The 17705-nt window shown below is 74.7% G+C and carries 18 protein-coding genes; 10 read left to right on the top strand and 8 right to left on the bottom strand.

All coding sequences use genetic code 11. The annotated features are described in order from the left end of the window. The 3 genes from Ae505Ps2_RS23165 to Ae505Ps2_RS23155 are packed head-to-tail and all read left to right on the top strand — an operon-like array spanning window position 1 to window position 2193. Window positions 1–1305 carry a cysteine desulfurase gene (locus tag Ae505Ps2_RS23165; protein WP_075553984.1) on the top strand — a complete coding sequence of 435 codons (1305 nt, stop codon included), beginning with the start codon at window positions 1–3 and terminating at the stop codon, window positions 1303–1305. A gap of 1 nt (window position 1306) precedes the next feature. Continuing rightward, entirely contained in the window at window positions 1307–1783 is a 477-nt protein-coding gene (gene sufU, locus Ae505Ps2_RS23160; RefSeq protein WP_020624272.1) for a Fe-S cluster assembly sulfur transfer protein SufU, read from the top strand. Continuing rightward, entirely contained in the window at window positions 1780–2193 is a 414-nt protein-coding gene (locus Ae505Ps2_RS23155; RefSeq protein ID WP_020624271.1) for a metal-sulfur cluster assembly factor, read from the top strand. The genes sufU and Ae505Ps2_RS23155 overlap by 4 nt, the downstream gene beginning before the upstream one ends. A gap of 61 nt (window positions 2194–2254) precedes the next feature. On the opposite strand, the gene Ae505Ps2_RS23150 is transcribed toward Ae505Ps2_RS23155, so the two are convergent. From Ae505Ps2_RS23150 to Ae505Ps2_RS23130, 5 genes are all read right to left on the bottom strand, one after another. Further along, window positions 2255–3106 (bottom strand): arylamine N-acetyltransferase, encoded by an 852-nt coding sequence (locus tag Ae505Ps2_RS23150; RefSeq protein WP_075306149.1) that lies wholly within the window; start codon window positions 3104–3106, stop codon window positions 2255–2257. A 71-nt stretch (window positions 3107–3177) separates the two neighbouring features. Beyond that, complete coding sequence (locus Ae505Ps2_RS23145; RefSeq protein WP_198932182.1) at window positions 3178–4218, bottom strand: adenylate/guanylate cyclase domain-containing protein; 1041 nt, start codon at window positions 4216–4218, stop codon at window positions 3178–3180. A gap of 4 nt (window positions 4219–4222) precedes the next feature. Next, a complete protein-coding gene (locus Ae505Ps2_RS23140; RefSeq protein WP_020624268.1) occupies window positions 4223–4672 on the bottom strand; it encodes a universal stress protein in 450 nt (149 codons plus the stop codon). Window positions 4673–4781: 109 nt separating this feature from the next. Beyond that, complete coding sequence (locus tag Ae505Ps2_RS23135; protein ID WP_075553983.1) at window positions 4782–6182, bottom strand: lycopene cyclase family protein; 1401 nt, start codon at window positions 6180–6182, stop codon at window positions 4782–4784. Continuing rightward, the gene (locus tag Ae505Ps2_RS23130) at window positions 6179–6970 is read right to left on the bottom strand and encodes an SDR family oxidoreductase (protein ID WP_075306153.1); all 792 of its coding nucleotides are present in this window, start codon (window positions 6968–6970) and stop codon (window positions 6179–6181) included. Before Ae505Ps2_RS23130 ends, Ae505Ps2_RS23135 begins: the two co-directional genes overlap by 4 nt. Before the next feature lie 149 nt (window positions 6971–7119). On the opposite strand from Ae505Ps2_RS23130, the gene Ae505Ps2_RS23125 reads away from it, so the two are divergent. The 3 genes from Ae505Ps2_RS23125 (at window position 7120) to Ae505Ps2_RS23115 (ending at window position 11321) form a co-directional block, all read left to right on the top strand. Beyond that, complete coding sequence (locus Ae505Ps2_RS23125) at window positions 7120–8742, top strand: ABC-F family ATP-binding cassette domain-containing protein (protein WP_020625428.1); 1623 nt, start codon at window positions 7120–7122, stop codon at window positions 8740–8742. A gap of 301 nt (window positions 8743–9043) precedes the next feature. After that, window positions 9044–9253, top strand: a complete 210-nt coding sequence (locus Ae505Ps2_RS23120; RefSeq protein WP_010240451.1) for a helix-turn-helix domain-containing protein — start codon at window positions 9044–9046, stop codon at window positions 9251–9253. Window positions 9254–9452: 199 nt separating this feature from the next. Further along, a complete protein-coding gene (locus Ae505Ps2_RS23115) occupies window positions 9453–11321 on the top strand; it encodes an ABC transporter ATP-binding protein (RefSeq protein ID WP_249265400.1) in 1869 nt (622 codons plus the stop codon). Between the two features lie 20 nt (window positions 11322–11341). Here Ae505Ps2_RS23115 and Ae505Ps2_RS23110 read toward each other — a convergent pair whose 3' ends face one another. From Ae505Ps2_RS23110 to Ae505Ps2_RS23100, 3 genes are read right to left on the bottom strand one after another with little or no spacing between them, the layout of a single operon-like run. Continuing rightward, complete coding sequence (locus Ae505Ps2_RS23110; protein ID WP_075311737.1) at window positions 11342–11968, bottom strand: DAK2 domain-containing protein; 627 nt, start codon at window positions 11966–11968, stop codon at window positions 11342–11344. Continuing rightward, window positions 11965–12969 carry a dihydroxyacetone kinase subunit DhaK gene (locus tag Ae505Ps2_RS23105; protein WP_075311735.1) on the bottom strand — a complete coding sequence of 335 codons (1005 nt, stop codon included), beginning with the start codon at window positions 12967–12969 and terminating at the stop codon, window positions 11965–11967. The genes Ae505Ps2_RS23110 and Ae505Ps2_RS23105 overlap by 4 nt, the downstream gene beginning before the upstream one ends. Before the next feature lie 27 nt (window positions 12970–12996). Then, window positions 12997–13569, bottom strand: coding sequence for a TetR/AcrR family transcriptional regulator (locus Ae505Ps2_RS23100; RefSeq protein ID WP_020625434.1), 573 nt, complete (start codon window positions 13567–13569; stop codon window positions 12997–12999). A gap of 124 nt (window positions 13570–13693) precedes the next feature. On the opposite strand from Ae505Ps2_RS23100, the gene egtA reads away from it, so the two are divergent. The 4 genes from egtA to Ae505Ps2_RS23080 form a co-directional block, all read left to right on the top strand. Continuing rightward, on the top strand, window positions 13694–15091 hold the full coding sequence (gene egtA / locus Ae505Ps2_RS23095) for an ergothioneine biosynthesis glutamate--cysteine ligase EgtA (RefSeq protein WP_249265330.1): 1398 nt from the start codon (window positions 13694–13696) through the stop codon (window positions 15089–15091). Next, window positions 15088–16449: an ergothioneine biosynthesis protein EgtB gene (gene egtB / locus Ae505Ps2_RS23090; RefSeq protein ID WP_075553981.1), complete on the top strand. Its 1362-nt coding sequence runs from the start codon at window positions 15088–15090 to the stop codon at window positions 16447–16449. The genes egtA and egtB overlap by 4 nt, the downstream gene beginning before the upstream one ends. After that, on the top strand, window positions 16442–17209 hold the full coding sequence (gene egtC, locus Ae505Ps2_RS23085; RefSeq protein WP_075553980.1) for an ergothioneine biosynthesis protein EgtC: 768 nt from the start codon (window positions 16442–16444) through the stop codon (window positions 17207–17209). The genes egtB and egtC overlap by 8 nt, the downstream gene beginning before the upstream one ends. Before the next feature lie 56 nt (window positions 17210–17265). After that, window positions 17266–17705: transposase (locus tag Ae505Ps2_RS23080; RefSeq protein WP_249265399.1), on the top strand; the 440-nt coding region annotated here is incomplete at its 3' end.

Genomic DNA, 17705 nt, shown 5'->3' with positions numbered 1-17705 from the left:
ATGACCCTCACCCACGGAACCGGGACCACGGCCGGCCTGGACGCCGACGCCGTGGCCCGGATCCGGGCGGACTTCCCGATCCTCGCGCGCACCGTGCGCGAGGAGAAGCCGCTGGTCTACCTCGACTCCGGCGCGACCTCCCAGCGGCCGCGCCAGGTGCTCGACGCCGAGCGCACGTTCCTGGAGCGGCACAACGCTGCTGTCCACCGGGGCGCGCACCAGCTCGCCGAGGAGGCCACCGACGCCTACGAGTCCGCCCGGGCACGCATCGCGGCGTTCGTCGGTGCGAACGACGACGAGGTCGTGTTCGTCAAGAACGCGACCGAGGGCGTCAACCTGGTCGCCTACGGCCTCGGCAACGCCTCGGTCCGGACCGGGCTCGACGCCGCCTCCGAGCGGTTCGCGCTCGGCCCCGGTGACGAGATCGTGGTGACCGAGCTGGAGCACCACGCGAACCTCATCCCGTGGCAGGAGCTGTGCCGGCGGACCGGCGCGACCCTGCGCTGGTACTCGGTCACCGACGACGGCCGGATCGACCTCGACTCGCTCGAGCTGACCGACCGGACGCGGGTCGTGGCCTTCACCCACCAGTCGAACGTGACCGGTGCCGTCGCGCCGGTCGCACAGCTGGTGGCCCGCGCCGCCGCGGTCGGGGCACTCACCGTGCTCGACGCCTGCCAGTCGGTGCCGCACATGCCGGTCGACCTGCACCGGCTCGGGGTGGACTTCGCGGTCTTCTCCGGGCACAAGATGCTCGGGCCGTCCGGGGTCGGCGTCCTCTACGGCCGCCGGGAGCTGCTGGAGGCGCTCCCGCCGTTCCTCACGGGTGGCTCGATGATCGAGACCGTCCGGATGGAGGGCGCGACCTACGCCCCGCCCCCGCAGCGGTTCGAGGCCGGGGTGCCGATGACGTCGCAGGCCGTCGGCCTCGGCGCCGCGGTCGACTACCTCGAGGCGATCGGGATGGACGCCGTCGCCGCGCACGAGGCGTCGCTGACCGCGGCCGCCCTCGAGCAGCTGTCGGCGATCGACGGGCTGCGCATCGTCGGTCCGGCCACGCCCGGCGAGCGCGGGGGAGCGGTGTCGTTCGTCGTGGACGGCATCCACGCCCACGACCTGTCCCAGGTGCTCGACGACGCCGGCGTCGCCATCCGCGTGGGTCACCACTGCGCGTGGCCGCTGCACCGGCGTTTCGGCATCGTGGCCAGCGCCCGCGCGTCGTCCGCGGTGTACAACACGCTCGACGAGGTCACCGCGCTGGCCGACGGGGTGCGCGCCGCCCAGACGTTCTTCGGGACGGTGTGACGTGCAGCTGCAGCAGATGTACCAGGAGATCATCCTGGACCACTACCGCGACCCGCACGGGTCCGGGCTGCGCGAGCCCTACGACGCCGAGACCCACCACGTGAACCCCACCTGCGGGGACGAGGTCACGCTGCGGGTCAAGGTCGACGACGGTCCCGAGGGTGCCGTGGTCACCGACGTCTCCTACGAGACGCTGGGCTGCTCGATCAGCCAGGCCTCGGTGTCGGTGCTGCACGACCTGGTCGCCGGGAAGTCGGTCGGCGAGGCGTGGAAGATCATGGCCTCGTTCCAGGAGATGGCCCAGGGACGCGGCAAGGTCGAGCCCGACGAGGACGTCATCGGCGACGGCGTGGCCTTCGCCGGCGTCGCCAAGTACCCGGCGCGGGTCAAGTGTGCTCTCCTGGGCTGGATGGCATTCAAGGACGCGGTGAGCCGCACCGACGCCAGCATCGAGAACTCCGAGGGGAGTCCGGCATGAGCGAGACCACCGAACAGAGCACCTCCGAGGACGTGGTGCGCGGGGCGGCGGGCATGCCCGAGCCGCCCGCCCGGGCCGACGCCGGTGACGGCGCGACCCTGGAGGCCCTGGAGGAGGCGATGAAGGACGTCGTCGACCCCGAGCTGGGCATCAACGTCGTCGACCTCGGCCTCGTCTACGGCATCGACCGGGACGGCGGTACCGCAGTCATCGACATGACGCTGACCTCGGCGGCCTGCCCGCTGACCGACGTGATCGAGGAGCAGACCCGCTCCGCGCTCACCGCCGGTCCCGACGGCGGCCTCGTCGACGACGTCCGGATCAACTGGGTCTGGATGCCGCCGTGGGGCCCGGAGAAGATCACCGAGGACGGCCGCGAGCAGCTGCGCGCCCTCGGCTTCCGGGTCTGAGGACCCGTACCGACCCGACGGGCCGGATCCCCGACATCCGGGGGTCCGGCCCGTCGTCGTCTCACGGGAAGTAGACCTCCCGCAGCCGGCCCTCGAGCCCGGCGACGCCGCCGGTGTCGATGCCGAAGTGCGTCTCCAGCGCGTCCCGGACCCGGGCGGGGGAGGCGAGGTCGTGCCGCTGCGCGGCGCGGTCGGCGGTGCGCACGGTGAGCCGGGTCCCGTCCAGGGTGGTCCGGCGTTCCGGGGTGGTGCGCGCGGCGACGAGCCCGGTCCGGAAGTGCGACCCCGGGTGGTGGGTCAGGTACCAGGAGCCCATCGCGAAGTCGATGTCCGGTGCGGGGGCCAGGTCGAAGGTGTACTGGTCGGCCCAGCCACCGTCGCCGCCGCGCCGCTGCAGGACCCAGCTGCCGTGGTCGCCGCGGGCGTAGCGGTAGGTAGCCTGCGGGGTCGGCTGCTCCAGCCCGGCGACGAGCCGCAGCGCGGTGGTCGGCACCGTCGAGCCGAACCCGGCGTCGACGGTGAAGCGGCCCTCCACGGTGTCGACGAGGGTCAGCCGGTGGGTGCGCTCGGTCGGCGGGTCCTCGGCGGCCAGGCCCAGCCGGACCCGCCCGACCAGCGGGGTCACCCGCAGACCGAGGTCGGCCAGGGCGTCGTGCAGCAGCCGGTTGTGCTCGAAGCACCAGCCGCCGCGCCGCCCGTGCACCAGCTTGGCCGCGACACCGTCGGCGGTGGTCGGCGGTTCGACCCCGGTGAACGGGTCGAGGTTCTCGAACGGGATGGTCGCGACGTGCGCGGTCACGAGCCGGTCGAGCAGCGCCCGGTCCGGTGTCGCCCGGTCGACCCCGATGAGGTCGAGGTAGGCGGCGACCGAGGTGGTCACCGTGCTCGTCGTGCTGCCCGTCGTGCTCGTCATGGTGATCGAGGCTGTCACCTCGACCCGGGTTCAGGTCAACTGAATCGACCGGGTCGACCGGGTCGACACGGTCAGCGTTCGCGGGCCCCGCGCAGCGCCCAGGCCCGCAGGTGGGAGTAGCCGCGCGTGTGCAGGGTCGCGATCCGCCGCAGGTCGAAGCGCGGGTCGTCGCGCAGCGCGTCGTACATCTCCTTGTCGACGAGCACCGTGTCCGGGCGCGCCTCGGAGGTGAGCCGGGCCGCGACGTTGACGACCTCGCCGTAGACGTCGCCGTAGCGGGCGAGCACCATGCCGTGCGCGAGCCCGATCCGCAGCAGGGGCAGCGACGGCTCGGTCCGGACCCGGTCCCGCAGGCCGAGCGCGATGGCCGCCGCGTCGGCGGGGTGCTCGGTCACGAAGAGCACCTCGTCGCCGACGGTCTTGATCACCCGGCCCCGGCCGTTCGCGATGACCTCGTTGGTCACGGCCCCGAAACGTTCGATCATCTCGCTGAGCTCGTCCATGCTGCGACGGCGGGTGGTGCGGGTGAACCCGACCATGTCGGCGAACCCGACCGACAGCGGCCAGGTGTCGGCGACGATGTCGGCGACGTCGCGGCGCTGCACCCCGGCGACCCAGCGCGACGCCGTCGCCGCGAGGTGGCGCCGCCACACGTAGGACTGCAGCGCCTCCAGGTCGGGGATCACCTCGGCGGCGAGCCGCGCCGCGTCGCGCGGGGTCAGCTCCCCGAGGTGCGCGGCGGCGACCTGGGCGAGCATCCCGATCTGCCACTCGGCGAGCCGGGACATCGACTGCGCGAGCGCCCGGGCGACGGCCTCGCGGGCGACCGTCTCGGGCAGCCACTCCCGGCTCAGCCGGGTGACCATCCGGGCGGCCTCGAGGTCGGCCCGGGTGTAGACGCGGTCACCCGGCTCGGAGTCGGTGAACCCCAGCGCCCGCCAGAGCCGCCCCGACTCCTCCGGGTCGAGCCCCGCGGCCTCCACCAGCTCGTCGCGGGTGAACTCGCGGGGCACGCCCAGGATGAGCTCGTCCAGCGCCCCGTCGTCGACCTCGCTCCAGTCGATCGAGGCGGGATCGGGCAGGGGGCGGGACGACCCGGGCTCGGACCTCACGCGATCACGTGGTGTGCACGACGAGCACGTCCACGCCGGCACGGCGGGTCGCGTCGGCGGGCACCGAGCCGAGCAGCCGCCCGGAGAACGTGTTCAGACCGCGGTTGCCGACCACGAGGAGGTCGGCGCGGTGCTCCTTGACGGCCTTGCGGAGCACGTCCACCGGGGCGCCGTCCTCGGCGAAGGTCGAGACGTCCTTCGCGCCGACGGCGGCGGCCCGGTCGGCGGCCTCGCGCAGCGCCTCCTCGGCGGGGGTCCAGCCGGTGACGAGGAAGGCCTCGTCCTTCAGCGCGTCCTCCGCGGCCGAGGTGTCCTCGCGGCTGGCCGGGGTGTAGGCGGAGACGATGACCAGCTTCGCGCCGCTGTCGGCGGCCACCCCGGCGGCGCGCTCGACGGCCAGGAACGACGTCGCCGAGCCGTCGGTGCCGACGACGATGGTCTGGTATGCGGACACAGGTGCCTCCCGGGGGAACGGTCGCGCGTCGCCGGGCATGCGGCCGGCGTCACCGCGTGCGACGACGTTACTACGTTGTATCCGATCAACTTGTCCCGAGTCCCTCCCGTCATCGCCCGTTCGGGTGGAATGCTGCAGCTGATCGCAGCATGCGCGTACGCACGGCCGGCGGAGCGGCCCGGAACACCCCGGCCATTCCGGCGAGGGTGCCGGTCAGGTCGTCGCGGCCGGTGAGGAACGCGCGTCCGCTGCGCCCGGCGAAGAACGCGTCGAAGAAGTCCGGCACGAGGTGCGGCGGCATCTCCAGCACGGTGCGCAGCCCGTGCCGGCGCAGCCGGTGCACCGCGCGGGCCGACCGGGGCCAGAGCAGCCGCCGGGCCGCCGTCGTCGCGGCGGCGGGATCGTGCGGCAGGTGCCGGGCCAGCTCCGCGGCCAGCCGGGGGGCCAGCCCGAGCGCGGGGGCGACGCTGAACCCGGTGGCCGGGTGCACCAGCGGGGTCGCCGCCCCGAACCCGACGGGGTGCCGCGGACCGCGCGGGGTGTCGACCGGGAAGCGCACCCGCTCGACGGGGGCGCCGTCGGGCACGGTGACGCCGGCCCCCGCGAGCCGGGCCGCGAGCCGGTCGCGCAGCTCGGGCAGCGGCAGCCCCGGCCGTCGCGCGAGGGAGGTCTCCTCCAGCAGGACGGTGCCGTCGCCGTAGGGGACGGCGTAGAGGAACGTCGGCCAGTCCGTCCACCCGGGCCGGTGCGGGCCGGGGGAGCGCCAGTCCATGAAGACGGCCTCGCCGGGCCGCACCACCGGTGCGGCCGCCCGCTCGTCGACGACGACCCCCCAGGCGGTCTGCTCGGTCCCGCCCGCCGGGCCGGGGCGCAGCCGCGACGGCGCCCCCGTCGCGTCGACGACCAGTGCCGCGTCGACGACCTGCGTCGCGTCGTCCCCCGGTGCTGTGTCGCTGCCTCCGCCTCCGCTGCCGCTGCTGCTGCCGCTGCCGCTGCCGTCGCCGCTGGTGCCGTCGGCGTCGGTGCCGCTGCTCCCGCCGTCACCGCCCCGGTCGCCCGGGACGTGCAGCCGCACCCGGTACCGGTGGCCGTCGGGCCGGACGTCGTCGGCGGCGGCGCGGCCGGGCAGCACCGTGACCCCGGCGAGCCGGGCGTCGAGGTGGGCGCGCAGCCCGGCGGTGTCCAGCACCGCGTACGGGCCCAGCGCGCGCCTGCCGCCGCCGGGCAGCACGGCCACCGCCGCCGGCCGGGCCGCGACCGTCGTGGCCGGCAGGTGCGGCGGCAGCTCCTCGGGCCACGCGCAGTAGGTCGCCGTCCACGCCCGCTCCGGGGCGGGATCGGCGAGCACGGTGCGCAGCCCGGCCTCCGCGCACGCCGCGGCGAGTGCACGCCCGGCCGGCCCGCCGCCGAGCACCAGCACGTCGGCCACCGTCGGCCCGGAGGCACCCGAGGGCTGCGCTGTCGTGCCCGAGGGCTGCGGCGCCGCGGCCCCGCCGGCCGTCCCGGTCACCGCGGGTCCTGCCGGTGCCGCCCGGCGGACAGGCTGCCGCCGTCGATCCGCAGGGTGGCGCCGGTGACCCAGGACGCGGCGTCGGAGACGAGGAACGCGACCGCCTCGGCGACGTCCGCCGGCTCCCCGATGCGCCCCAGCGGGTAACCCGCCACGACCGACGCCTCGTCCCGGGCGTAGAGCGCCTCGGCGAACCGCGTCCGCACCACGGCGGGGGCGACGGCGTTGACCCGGATGTCGGGGCCGAGCTGGCCCGCCAGCTCCTCGGTCAGGGTGAGCAGCGCCGCCTTCGACGCCCCGTAGGCGCCGATGACGCCGGTGGCGCGCAGCGCCGCGACCGAGGCGACGTTGACGACCGCGCCGCCGTGCGCGCCCATCCAGACCCGGTGCGCCTGCTGGACGAACCCGAGCGCGGCGACGACGTTGACGTCGAGGATCTTGCGGACGGCATCGAGGTCGGCCTCGACCAGCGGCCCGTGCTGGGGGTTGATCCCGGCGTTGTTGACCAGCACGTCCAGCGAGCCGAACGCCGCCACCGTGGCCTCCGCCGCGGCGGCCCGGTGCGCCGCGTCCCCGGCGTTGCCGGCGACGGCCAGCACCCGGCCGGCGTCGACACCCGCGGCTGCCGCGAGACCGGCCGCCGCCGCGTCGAGCTCGGGGGCGTGCCGCCCGGTGATCGTCACCGACGCGCCGCGCGCCAGCAGCGCGGCCGCGACGCCGTGGCCGATGCCCCGTGAGGCGCCGGTGACCAGTGCCGCCCGACCGGCCAGGGAGGTGAGATCGGTCATGGGGAACGACCCTACGTGGGAAACACCGTGGACCCGGCCGGTAGGCTGGCCGCGTGATCCTGATCGAGTAGACCGGCTCCCGGGCACAGGTGTGCCCGCATCCGGTCCTCTCAGCGTCACTCCTCGTCCTCCGTCTGGAGCCCTTTCACGTGATCACCACGACCGACCTCGAACTGCGTGCCGGGTCCCGCATCCTGCTCTCCGGTGCGACCCTGCGCGTGCAGCCCGGCGACCGGATCGGTCTGGTCGGGCGCAACGGCGCGGGCAAGACCACCTCGATGCGGGTGCTGGCCGGTGAGGGCGAGCCGTACTCAGGGCAGCGGACCGCGAACTCCCCGGTCGGCTACCTGCCGCAGGACCCGCGCGAGGGCGACCTGTCGGTGACGGCGAAGGACCGGGTGCTCTCGGCCCGCGGCCTGGACGTGCTGCTCGCGAAGATGGAGAAGGCGCAGACGGCGATGGCCGAGCTGGCCGACCCGGCCGCGAACGACAAGGCGATCCGCGAGTACGGCCGGCTCGAGGAGCGGTTCTCCGCCCTCGGCGGCTACGCCGCGGAGTCCGAGGCCGCGCGGATCTGCACCCACCTGGGACTGCCCGAGCGGGTGCTCGCCCAGCCGATGCGGACGCTGTCGGGCGGTCAGCGTCGGCGCGTGGAGCTTGCCCGGATCCTGTTCGCGGCCTCCGACGGCGGGTCGCAGTCGGCGACCACGCTGCTGCTCGACGAGCCCACCAACCACCTCGACGCCGACTCGATCACCTGGCTGCGCGGGTTCCTGCAGTCGCACGAGGGCGGGCTCGTCGTGATCAGCCACGACACCGAGCTGCTGGCCGCGGTCGTGAACAAGGTGTGGTTCCTCGACGCCACCCGCGGCGAGGCGGACCAGTACAACATGGACTGGAAGCGGTACCTGGAGGCGCGCGCCACCGACGAGAAGCGTCGTCGCCGCGAGCGGGCCAACGCCGAGAAGAAGGCGTCCGCACTGCACGTGCAGGCCGCGAAGATGGGTGCGAAGGCCACCAAGGCCGTCGCGGCGAAGAACATGGCCCGCCGCGCCGACGCACTGCTCGCCGGCCTGGACGACGAGCGTCAGGCCGACCGCGTCGCGCACATCCGGTTCCCGACCCCGGCGCCCTGCGGGCGGACCCCGCTCACCGCGGAGAACCTGTCCAAGGCCTACGGGTCGCTGGAGGTCTTCACCGGGGTGGATCTCGCGGTGGACCGCGGGTCGAAGGTCGTGGTGCTGGGCTTCAACGGCGCCGGGAAGACGACGCTGCTGCGGATCCTGGCCGGCACCGAGGAGTCCGACTCGGGCGGTGTCGTCCCCGGCCACGGGCTGCGCCGGGGCTACTTCGCCCAGGAGCACGACACACTCGACATGGACGCCTCGGTCTGGGACAACATCCGCCACGCCAGCCCGGACGCCCCCGAGCAGCAGCTGCGGACCCTGCTCGGGTCGTTCATGTTCTCCGGGGAGCAGCTCGAGCAGCCCGCCGGGACGCTGTCCGGCGGTGAGCGGACCCGGCTCGCCCTGGCCGGGCTGGTGTCCTCGGCGGCGAACGTGCTGCTGCTCGACGAGCCGACCAACAACCTGGATCCGGCCAGCCGCGAGCAGGTGCTCGACGCGCTGCGCCGCTTCGAGGGGGCCGTCGTGCTCGTCACCCACGACCCGGGCGCGGTCGAGGCGCTGGAGCCGGACCGGGTGATCGTGCTGCCCGACGGCACCGAGGACCACTGGTCGGCCGACTACCTGGAACTGGTCCAGCTCGCCTGACCGGTCACCGCACGCCGCGGTGATCACCCGACCGGACCACCACGATCATCGGACGTGTCCGGCACGTGTCGCGGGCGGCCGCGGCGACCTCCTCGGCCGGTCCCGACGGGTGGTTCGTTGCGCCACCCGACGGACGGCGCCGTCGAACGGTGCTCGCGGTGCTGAGCCGTTCGGGGTAACCGTTCGCCGATCGCGTTTTCCGCGATCTGGTCATAAATCGTCAACTGGATCATCATGACCTGATCGTCGCGGCTGATGCGGCGATCCGCGGGGGCATCCGCGGAGGGGATGAGGAGGGCCGATGGCCGAGCTGAAGAAGGGCGCCCGGATCACCGGGACGCAGCGGGGCAAACTCGCCGCCGACCTGAAGAAGAAGTACGAGAAGGGCGCCAGCATCCGTTCGCTGGCCGAGCAGACCGGGCGGTCGTACGGATTCGTCCACCGGGTCCTGTCCGAGACGGGTGTGACGCTGCGCGGGCGCGGCGGCGCCACCCGCACCAAGAAGAAGTAGCTCTCTCGTCGGCGCCGCCGACCGGGTCGAGGAACGGGCCCGGGGCGGCGTCGTCGTGTGTCCGGGGTCGGTCGTGTGCCCGGGCCCCGGGCCGCCGGGCGCGTGATCGCCGCGCCCGCCCGCCGTGCGCGCCGTAACGTGAACCCTCGCCGTCCACCACCGGCGAAGGGGAACACCGTTGGATCGCCCGCTCACCCTGATGCGCGGGGTCATCCGGGGGGCGGACTCGACGTCCATCCGCCGTGGCTCCATCGCGCGGGGCACCTGGCCCCGGATCTGGGGCTTCGTCCGGCCCTACCGCCGCTGGCTGTTGTCCTACCTGGCCCTGACCACCGTCACCGCGGTGATCGGGGTCGCCACGCCGGTGCTGGCCGGCCGCGTGGTCAACACGATCGTCGCGGCGAACGACCTGCCCGACGCCGCCCGCGTCGTGATGGTGATCGCCGGGGCGATCGCCGGGATGGCCGTCCTGGAGGCGGTGGTCGGGCTCACCGGACGCTGGTTCTCCGCGCGGCTCGGTGAGGGCCTGATCGAGGACCTGCGGGTGGCGGTGTTCCGCCACGTCCAGTCGATGCCGCTGGCGTTCTTCTCCCGCACCCGGACCGGGGCGCTGGTCAGCAGGCTCAACAACGACGTGATCGGCGCCCAGACCGCCATCACCGGCACCCTGTCCACCGTGCTGTCCAACAGCATCCAGCTCGTGCTGGCCGTCGCGGTCATGATCGGGCTGGCCTGGCAGGTCACCGTCCTGGCGATGCTGCTGCTGCCGGTGTTCGTGCTCCCGGCCCGGCGGATGGGGACCTGGCTCGCCGAGCTGCGCCGCGAGGCCGCCGAGCTCAACGCCACCATGGGCAACCAGATGACCGAGCGGTTCTCCGCACCCGGCGCCACGCTGGTGAAGCTGTTCGGCGACCCCGACTCCGAGGCCGCCGTCTTCCGCGGCCAGGTGTCGCGGGTGCGCGACATCGGTGTCCGGTCGGCGATGGTGTCGCGGCTGTTCGTCACCGCGCTCCAGCTGGTGTCCGCGCTGGCCCAGGCCATGATCTACGGTCTCGGCGGCTACCTCGCGGTGACCGGGTCGATTCCGGCGGGCACGGTCGTCGCGCTCGGGCTGCTGCTGAGCAGGCTCTACACCCCGATGACGGCGCTGGCCAACGCCCGCGTCGACGTCATGACCGCGTTGGTCGCCTTCGAGCGGGTCTTCGAGGTGCTGGACCTGCGCCCGATGCTGACCGAGCGGCCCGATCCGGCCCCGCTGCCCGACGGCCCCGTCGACGTGGCCCTGCGCGGGGTCCGGTTCACCTACCCCAGCGCCACGGACGTCTCCCTGGCCTCGCTGGAGGAGGTCGCGGTGCTCGACCAGCGGGTCAATGCCGAGGTGCTGCACGGCGTCGACCTGCAGGTCCACGGTGGTGGCCTGCTGGCCCTGGTCGGGTCGTCCGGGGCCGGGAAGTCGACGCTGGCCTCGCTGGTCCCCCGGCTCTACGACGTCGACTCCGGCTCGGTGGAGCTGTCCGGGGTGGACGTGCGGGACCTGTCGTTCGCCACGCTGCGCGGTGCCGTCGGCATGGTCACCCAGGACGGGCACCTGTTCCACGACACCATCGCCGGGAACCTGCGCTACGCCGCACCCGCCGCCACCGACGACGAGATGGTCGACGCGTTGCGGCGCGCCCGGCTCGGCGACCTGCTCGACACGCTGCCCGACGGCCTCGACACGGTGGTGGGGGAGCGCGGCTACCGGCTCTCCGGCGGCGAGCGCCAGCGCCTGACCATCGCCCGGCTGCTGCTGGCCCGCCCGCGGGTGGTGATCCTCGACGAGGCCACCGCCCACCTCGACTCCGAGTCCGAGGCCGCGGTGCAGGAGGCACTGGCCGAGGCGCTGGTCGGGCGGACCGCGATCATCATCGCGCACCGGCTGTCCACCGTGCGGGCGGCGGACCGGATCGCGGTGCTGGAGGGCGGTCGGGTCGTCGAGTCCGGCACCCACGACGAGCTGCTGGCCGCCGACGGCCGCTACGCCACCCTCTACCGCACCCAGTTCCTCCCGGCCGCGACCGCGAGCTGAACGGCCCGCGGGGACGGGACTCAGGTCCGCCCGGCCAGCGGGTCCGCCACCTCGGCGTCGGGCTCGGCGACCGCGGCGACCGCGGCGAACAGCAGCGCGACGCCGACCGCGCCGGGGTCCGGTGCGCCCTTCGCGCGCTCCCCGACGTAGGACGCGCGGCCGTGCCGGGCCGCGAGCTCCGCGGTCCGTTCGGCGCCGTCGAGGGCCGCGGCCGCCGCCGCGGCGAACCCCGCACGGTCCAGCGCGGTCACGGCGGGGGCGAGCGCGTCGACCATCGTCCGGTCGCCCACCTCGGCCTCGCCGACCCGCTGGATCGCGGTCAGCCCGGCCCGGGCGCCCGCGGCGAACGCGGCCGCGTCGGCCGAGCCGTAGGACAGCGCGCGGGCGATCTCGGAGAACAGCAGGCCCAGCAGCGGGCCGCTGGTGCCGCCGACCTCGTCGAGGAAGACCTCGCCGAGCGCGCCGAAACCGCGCTGCGGACCGCGCTCCGCGAGCGCGACGGCCAGCCGGACCCCGGCACGCAGGTTGTCGCCGTAGTCGCCGTCGCCCGAGTGCTGGTCGAGGTCGGTGAGCGCGCCGTGGCCGTCCTCGACGGCCCGGGCGAACCGGGCCAGCACGGCGTCCTGGTCGATCCGCTGGCCCGTCATGAGGTCTCCGTCCGGGGGAAGGCGGCCGTCCGGGCGGGGGCGGACCACAGGTCCGTCCACTCCGGGCGCATCCGGGTCAGGGTCAGGGAGAAGCCGGCCATGTCCAGGGCGGGCACGAAGGTGCCGACGAGCAGACCCACCCGCTCCAGCCCGCGTGCCTCCAGCGCGACGGCGGCCAGCTCGGCGAGCACGTACAGCTCCAGCAGCGCCGTGCCCCCCATGCCGTTCACGACCAGGACGACCTGGTCGGGGCCCGCGGGCAGGCCGGCGACGATCTCGTCGAGCATCCGGTCGACGAGCTCCTCGGTGGGCGGCCGGTCGACCGAACGCCGTGCCCGCTCGCCGTGGATGCCGACGCCGTAGTCGAGCTGCCCGTCGAGGGCGAACGCGGGCTCCCCGGTGCGGGCCGAGGTCTGCGCGCGGGAGGCGACGGCGAGGCTGCGCGAGGCGGCGGCGACGTCCGCGCCCAGCGTCGCGAGCTCGGTGAGCCCGGCGCCGGTGTCCGCGGCGGCCCCGAGGATCTTCTCGACGACGACGGTCGCCCCGGTCCCGCGCCGCCCGGTCGCGGTGTCGAGCCCGTCGGTTGCCAGGTCGTCGTCGACGAGGACCCGGGCGACGTCGACGCCCTCCATCCGCAGCCGCTCCGCGGCGATGCCGAAGTTGATCCGGTCGCCCGTGTAGTTCTTCACGACGTGCAGGACCCCGTCCGGGCCGGCGGCAGCCCGGGAGGCGTGCAGCACGGCCTTGTTGTGCGGGGAGGTGAACACCGGGCCGGGGGCGACGGCGTCGAGCATCCCGCGGCCGAGGAACCCGGCGTGCAGCGGCTCGTGGCCGGACCCCCCACCGGAGACCAGCCCGACCCGCCTGCCGGGTGCCCGATCGCGGGCGACCAGGTGGATCGGGTCCTCGTGCAGGACGACGAGGTCGGCGTGGGCCCGGGCGAACCCGCGGACGGCGGCCGGCACGGGGTCGTCGCCCGCGGGGTGGAAGGGGAACGGCATGGCGCCGATCATGCTGGCCGCGGGCGGTCAGCGCATCAACGGCGCGCGGACGGCGTTCTCCACGAGGTCGAGCACCGGGCCGAGGTCGTCGGCGGGCAGGCCCATCGCCAGGTGCGACACGAGCCCCTCCAGCACCAGCTCCAGGTACTGGGCGAGCACCGGGACCGGCACGTCGTCGCGCAGGGCGCCGGCCGCGGCCTGGCGTTCCAGCCGCGCCCGGGTCGCGGCCGTCAGCGCACCGGAGTGCTGCTGCCAGCGGGCCCGGAACTCCGGCTCGGTGCGCAGCCGTCGCGAAACCTCCAGGCGGGTGCCCAGCCAGCTGCGGTCCGATCCGTCGCGCAGCAGGTCGCGCATGACCTGCACCAGGCCCTGCTCGGCGACGACGTCGGCCATCCGGGTGGCGTCCTGCTCGGCCAGGGCCAGGAACAGCGCCTCCTTGTCCCGGAAGTAGTGGAAGATCGCGCCACGGGACAGCCCGGTGTACTCCTCGAGCCGCCGCACGGTGGCGCCCTCGTAGCCGTGATCGGCGAAGCAGGTCCGGGCACCGGAGAGGATCTGCTGCCGGCGCGCGGCGAGCTGGTCGGTGCTGACACGGGGCATGGCCCCAGTATTCCGTACGCTTGTCCTGCATGGGGGGACGGTCGTGCCGCCGGTCACCCGCGATCGCGCGGGATCACGGTTGCATCGCGTGCGGGTGTCACACGTCGGGGGTAGCGTCGACCTGGTGACCCTGGACCACCAGAGCACCGACGGTGTGCTCCGCAGCGTGGGGGAGGCCGAGGCCTACGTGGCGTCGGTCTGCTTCAAACACGGCCCCCCGACCCTGGCCGGTGTCGAGATCGAATGGATGCTCCACCGACCCGGTCACCCGGCCGACCCGGTCGACCTCGGCGCCGTGCGTGCCGCGCTCGGCCCGCACTGCCCGGCCTCCCTGGACCCCGCCTCGCACGCGGCCCCGCTCCCCGCGGGCGGCACCGTGACCGTCGAGCCGGGCGGCCAGATCGAGATCTCCAGCGCTCCCGCCGGCTCGCTCGAGGCCCTCCTCGGCGCCCTCACCGCCGACTCCGCCCACCTCCACGGACTGCTCGCCGAGTACGGCCTGCGCCCGCACGACCGCGCCGCCGACCCGGTCCGGCCCGCCCGGCGGCTGCTGGACCTGCCGCGCTACGCGGCCATGGAGTGCGTGTTCGACGGCGTCGGCCCGCACGGCCGCAGCGGCATGTGCTCCACGGCCGCGGTGCAGGTCAGCGTGGACGCCGGCCCGGCCGCCGGGATCGCCGACCGCTGGGCGGTCCTGCACGAGCTCGGCCCGGTGCTGCTCGCGGCGTTCGCGAACTCGCCGGTGCAGCACGGCCGCCGCACCGGCTGGAAGTCCTCCCGCCAGGCGTGCTGGCTGAGCCTGGACCCCTCGCGGACCGCGCCGCCGTCCATCGCGGCGTCCGGTACCGACCCGGCCGCGGCGTGGGCGCGCCGGGTGGTCACCACCCCGCTGCTGTGCGTGCGCGGCACCGGGACCTGGTCGGTGCCACCCGGGGTCACCTTCGCCGACTGGGTGTCCGGCCGCGTCCGTGGCGGGGTCCTCGACCGGCCGCCGACACTGGCCGACCTCGACTACCACGTCTCGACCCTGTTCCCGCCGGTCCGTCCGCAGGGCTACCTCGAGGTGCGCTACGTCGACGGCCAGGCCGGCGCGGACTGGGCGCTGCCCGCCGCGGTCCTGCTCGCGCTGACCACCGACACCGTCGTCGACCGGGTGCGGGAGCTGTGCGAGCCGGTCCGCGACGAGTGGGTCGCCGCCGCCCGCGACGGGCTGGACCACCCCGGGCTCGCCGCCGCGGCGGCCGCGCTGTTCCCGCTGGCCTGCGACGTGCTCGCCGCTGCGGACCACCCGCTGACCACCGCCCCCGCACCGCTGCTGGACCGGCTGCGGGAGGTCACCGAGCAGCGTGTGCTGCGCGGGCGCTGCCCCGCCGACGAGGCCGACCCGGCCGAGCACGGCGCGGGGCCGACCACCGCCCCGTTCCCGCCGGGGCTGTACCTGCCCCAGGCCGGTCGAGGCCCCGCCAGACCCGGTGACACCGCCAGTCCGACCACCCGAGCCGCCGAGGAGGACGTGGCATGACCGCCGACCCCACCGTTCCCACCGGACCCCTGACCGGGCCCGCGACGCCCGGGGAGCGCCCGGAGACCATGCGCACCCGGGTCGCGGCGCTGCTGGAGCGCTCGCGGGGCCGCAGCACCGCGCTGACCGATCTCGACGACGGCGAGCTGCAGGCCCAGCACTCGCCGCTGATGTCACCGCTGGTCTGGGACCTCGCGCACATCGGGTCGATGGAGGAGCTGTGGCTCGTCCGTGACGTGGGCGGCCGCGAGCCGCTGCGCCCGGAGATCGACGGCCTCTACGACGCGTTCCAGCACTCCCGCTCCTCGCGGGTCACGCTGCCGCTGCTCACCCCGGCCGAGGCCCGCGGCTACGTCGCCGAGGTCCGGGACAAGGCGCTCGACGCGCTGCACCGCAGCCCGCTGCGCGGTCGCCGGTTGGAGGCGGAGGGCTTCGCGTTCGGGATGATCGTGCAGCACGAGCAGCAGCACGACGAGACCATGCTCGCCACCCACCAGCTGCGCTCCGGGGCGCCGGTGCTCGACGCCGCCCCGCCGCCCCGCCCGGCCGGTGCGGTGGACCCGGCGGCGGAGGTCCTCGTCCCGGCGGGCCCGTTCGAGATGGGCACCTCGGCCGAGCCGTGGGCGCTGGACAACGAGCGGCCCGCGCACGTCGTCGACCTGCCCGCGTTCCGGATCGACGTGCACCCGGTCACCAACGGCGCGTTCGCGGCGTTCGTCGACGCGGGTGGCTACGACGACCCGCGGCTGTGGACCGACGCCGGCTGGGCGCACCGCACGGAGGAAGGGTTGGCCGCGCCGCGGTTCTGGTCCCGCGACGCCGACGGCACCTGGTGGCGGCGCCGGTTCGGGATCATCGAGCGGGTGCCCGACGACGAGCCCGTCGTGCACGTGTCCTTCCACGAGGCCCAGGCCTACGCCCGCTGGGTCGGCAAGCGGCTGCCCACCGAGGCGGAGTGGGAGAAGGCCGCCCGCTTCGACCCGGCGACCGGCCGCTCGCGGCGCTTCCCCTGGGGCGACGACGAGCCGCGCGCCGAGCACGCCAACCTCGGTCAGCGGCACCTGCAGCCGGCCCCGATCGGGGCCTACCCGGCGGGGGCGTCCGCGCTCGGGGTGCAGCAGATGGTCGGCGACGTCTGGGAGTGGTGCGACTCCGGCTGGCACCCCTACCCGGGGTTCACCGTGTTCCCGTACCCCGAGTACTCGGAGGTCTTCTTCGGCGGGGACTACGCCGTCCTGCGCGGCGGGTCGTTCGGCACCGATCCGGCGGCGATCCGGGCGACGTTCCGCAACTGGGACCACCCGATCCGCCGACAGATCTTCGCCGGGTTCCGGCTGGTCCGCGCCGCCGGTGTGTAGGCACCTCGCGTACCTGGGGGAACCGGCCACACTGGCGTCGCTGGTCCTGGAACCGGAGCACGGGCTGCTCGCGCAGTCCTACGCCCCGGCCGACATGCGCGGTGGCGGCACGATCAACGCCGACGGCCACGGCACCGGCTGGTACCCGCCCGGGAGCACGACGCCGGTGCGGGTCCGCTCGGCGTCGCCGCTGTGGTCCGACACGTCCTACGCCGCGCTGGCCGGGACGACGACGTCGGGTGCGGTGCTCGCCGCCGTCCGCTCGGCGACGGTCGGCATGCCGGTCACCGCGACGGCCGCCGCCCCCTTCACCGACGGGCGGTGGCTGTTCAGCCACAACGGCGTCGTCCGCGGCTGGCCAGAGTCCCTCGCGGACGCCGCGGCGGCACTGCCCGTCACCGACCTGATGACCCTCGACGCCCCCACCGACGCGGCACTGCTCTGGGCGGTGGTCCGGCGGGGTCTCGCCGACGGCGCCGACCCGGCCGACCTGCTGGCCAGGGTCTGCGCCGACACCGAACGGACCGCGCCCGGCTCGCGGCTGAACCTGCTGCTGACCGACGGCACGACGATCTGGGCGACGGCCTGGCGGCACGCACTCGCCGTCCGGGTCGGACCGGGCTGCGTGACCGTCGCCTCCGAACCGACCCATGCGTTCCCCGACTGGACCCGGGTGCCCGACCGGCACCTGGTGGTGGCCCGACCGGGCCACCACGAGAGTCATGACCTAGTACTGCAACGGCAGTTCGGCGTGTGGTGAGAGGCTGACGGCCGTTCGGCGGTGATGATCACCGCGTGGTTGATCTTGCCGGGTGGGTGGCCTCGTTGGACGCGGTGGTGGAGCTGATCTCTGGCCGTTTCCGCAGGGTCGAGCCGCGCCGGCGGGTCGGAACCTACCTGCGAGGCCTGCTCGCGGGGCTCGAGCGGAAGAACGGCTGGACCCTCGCCGAACACGCCGGGGCGATGTCGCCGGACGGGATGCAGCGGCTGCTGCGCACCGCGGACTGGGACGTCGACGGGGTCCGCGACGACCTGCGCGGCTACGTCCTGCAACATCTCACCGACACCGCGTCGGGGGTGTTCATCGTGGACGAGACCGGGTTCATCAAGAAGGGCCTGCGTTCGGCCGGGGTGCAGCGCCAGTACACCGGCACCAGCGGGAAGATCGACAACTGTCAGCTCGGTGTGTTCCTGGCCTACGCCTCGAAGCGGGGGCGGGCGTTGATCGACCGGGAGCTCTACCTGCCGACCTCGTG

Origin of the sequence: Pseudonocardia sp. Ae505_Ps2, assembly GCF_001932425.1 — a bacterium.
GTDB lineage: Bacteria > Actinomycetota > Actinomycetes > Mycobacteriales > Pseudonocardiaceae > Pseudonocardia.
This window is presented reverse-complemented; position numbering and strand designations above follow the sequence as displayed.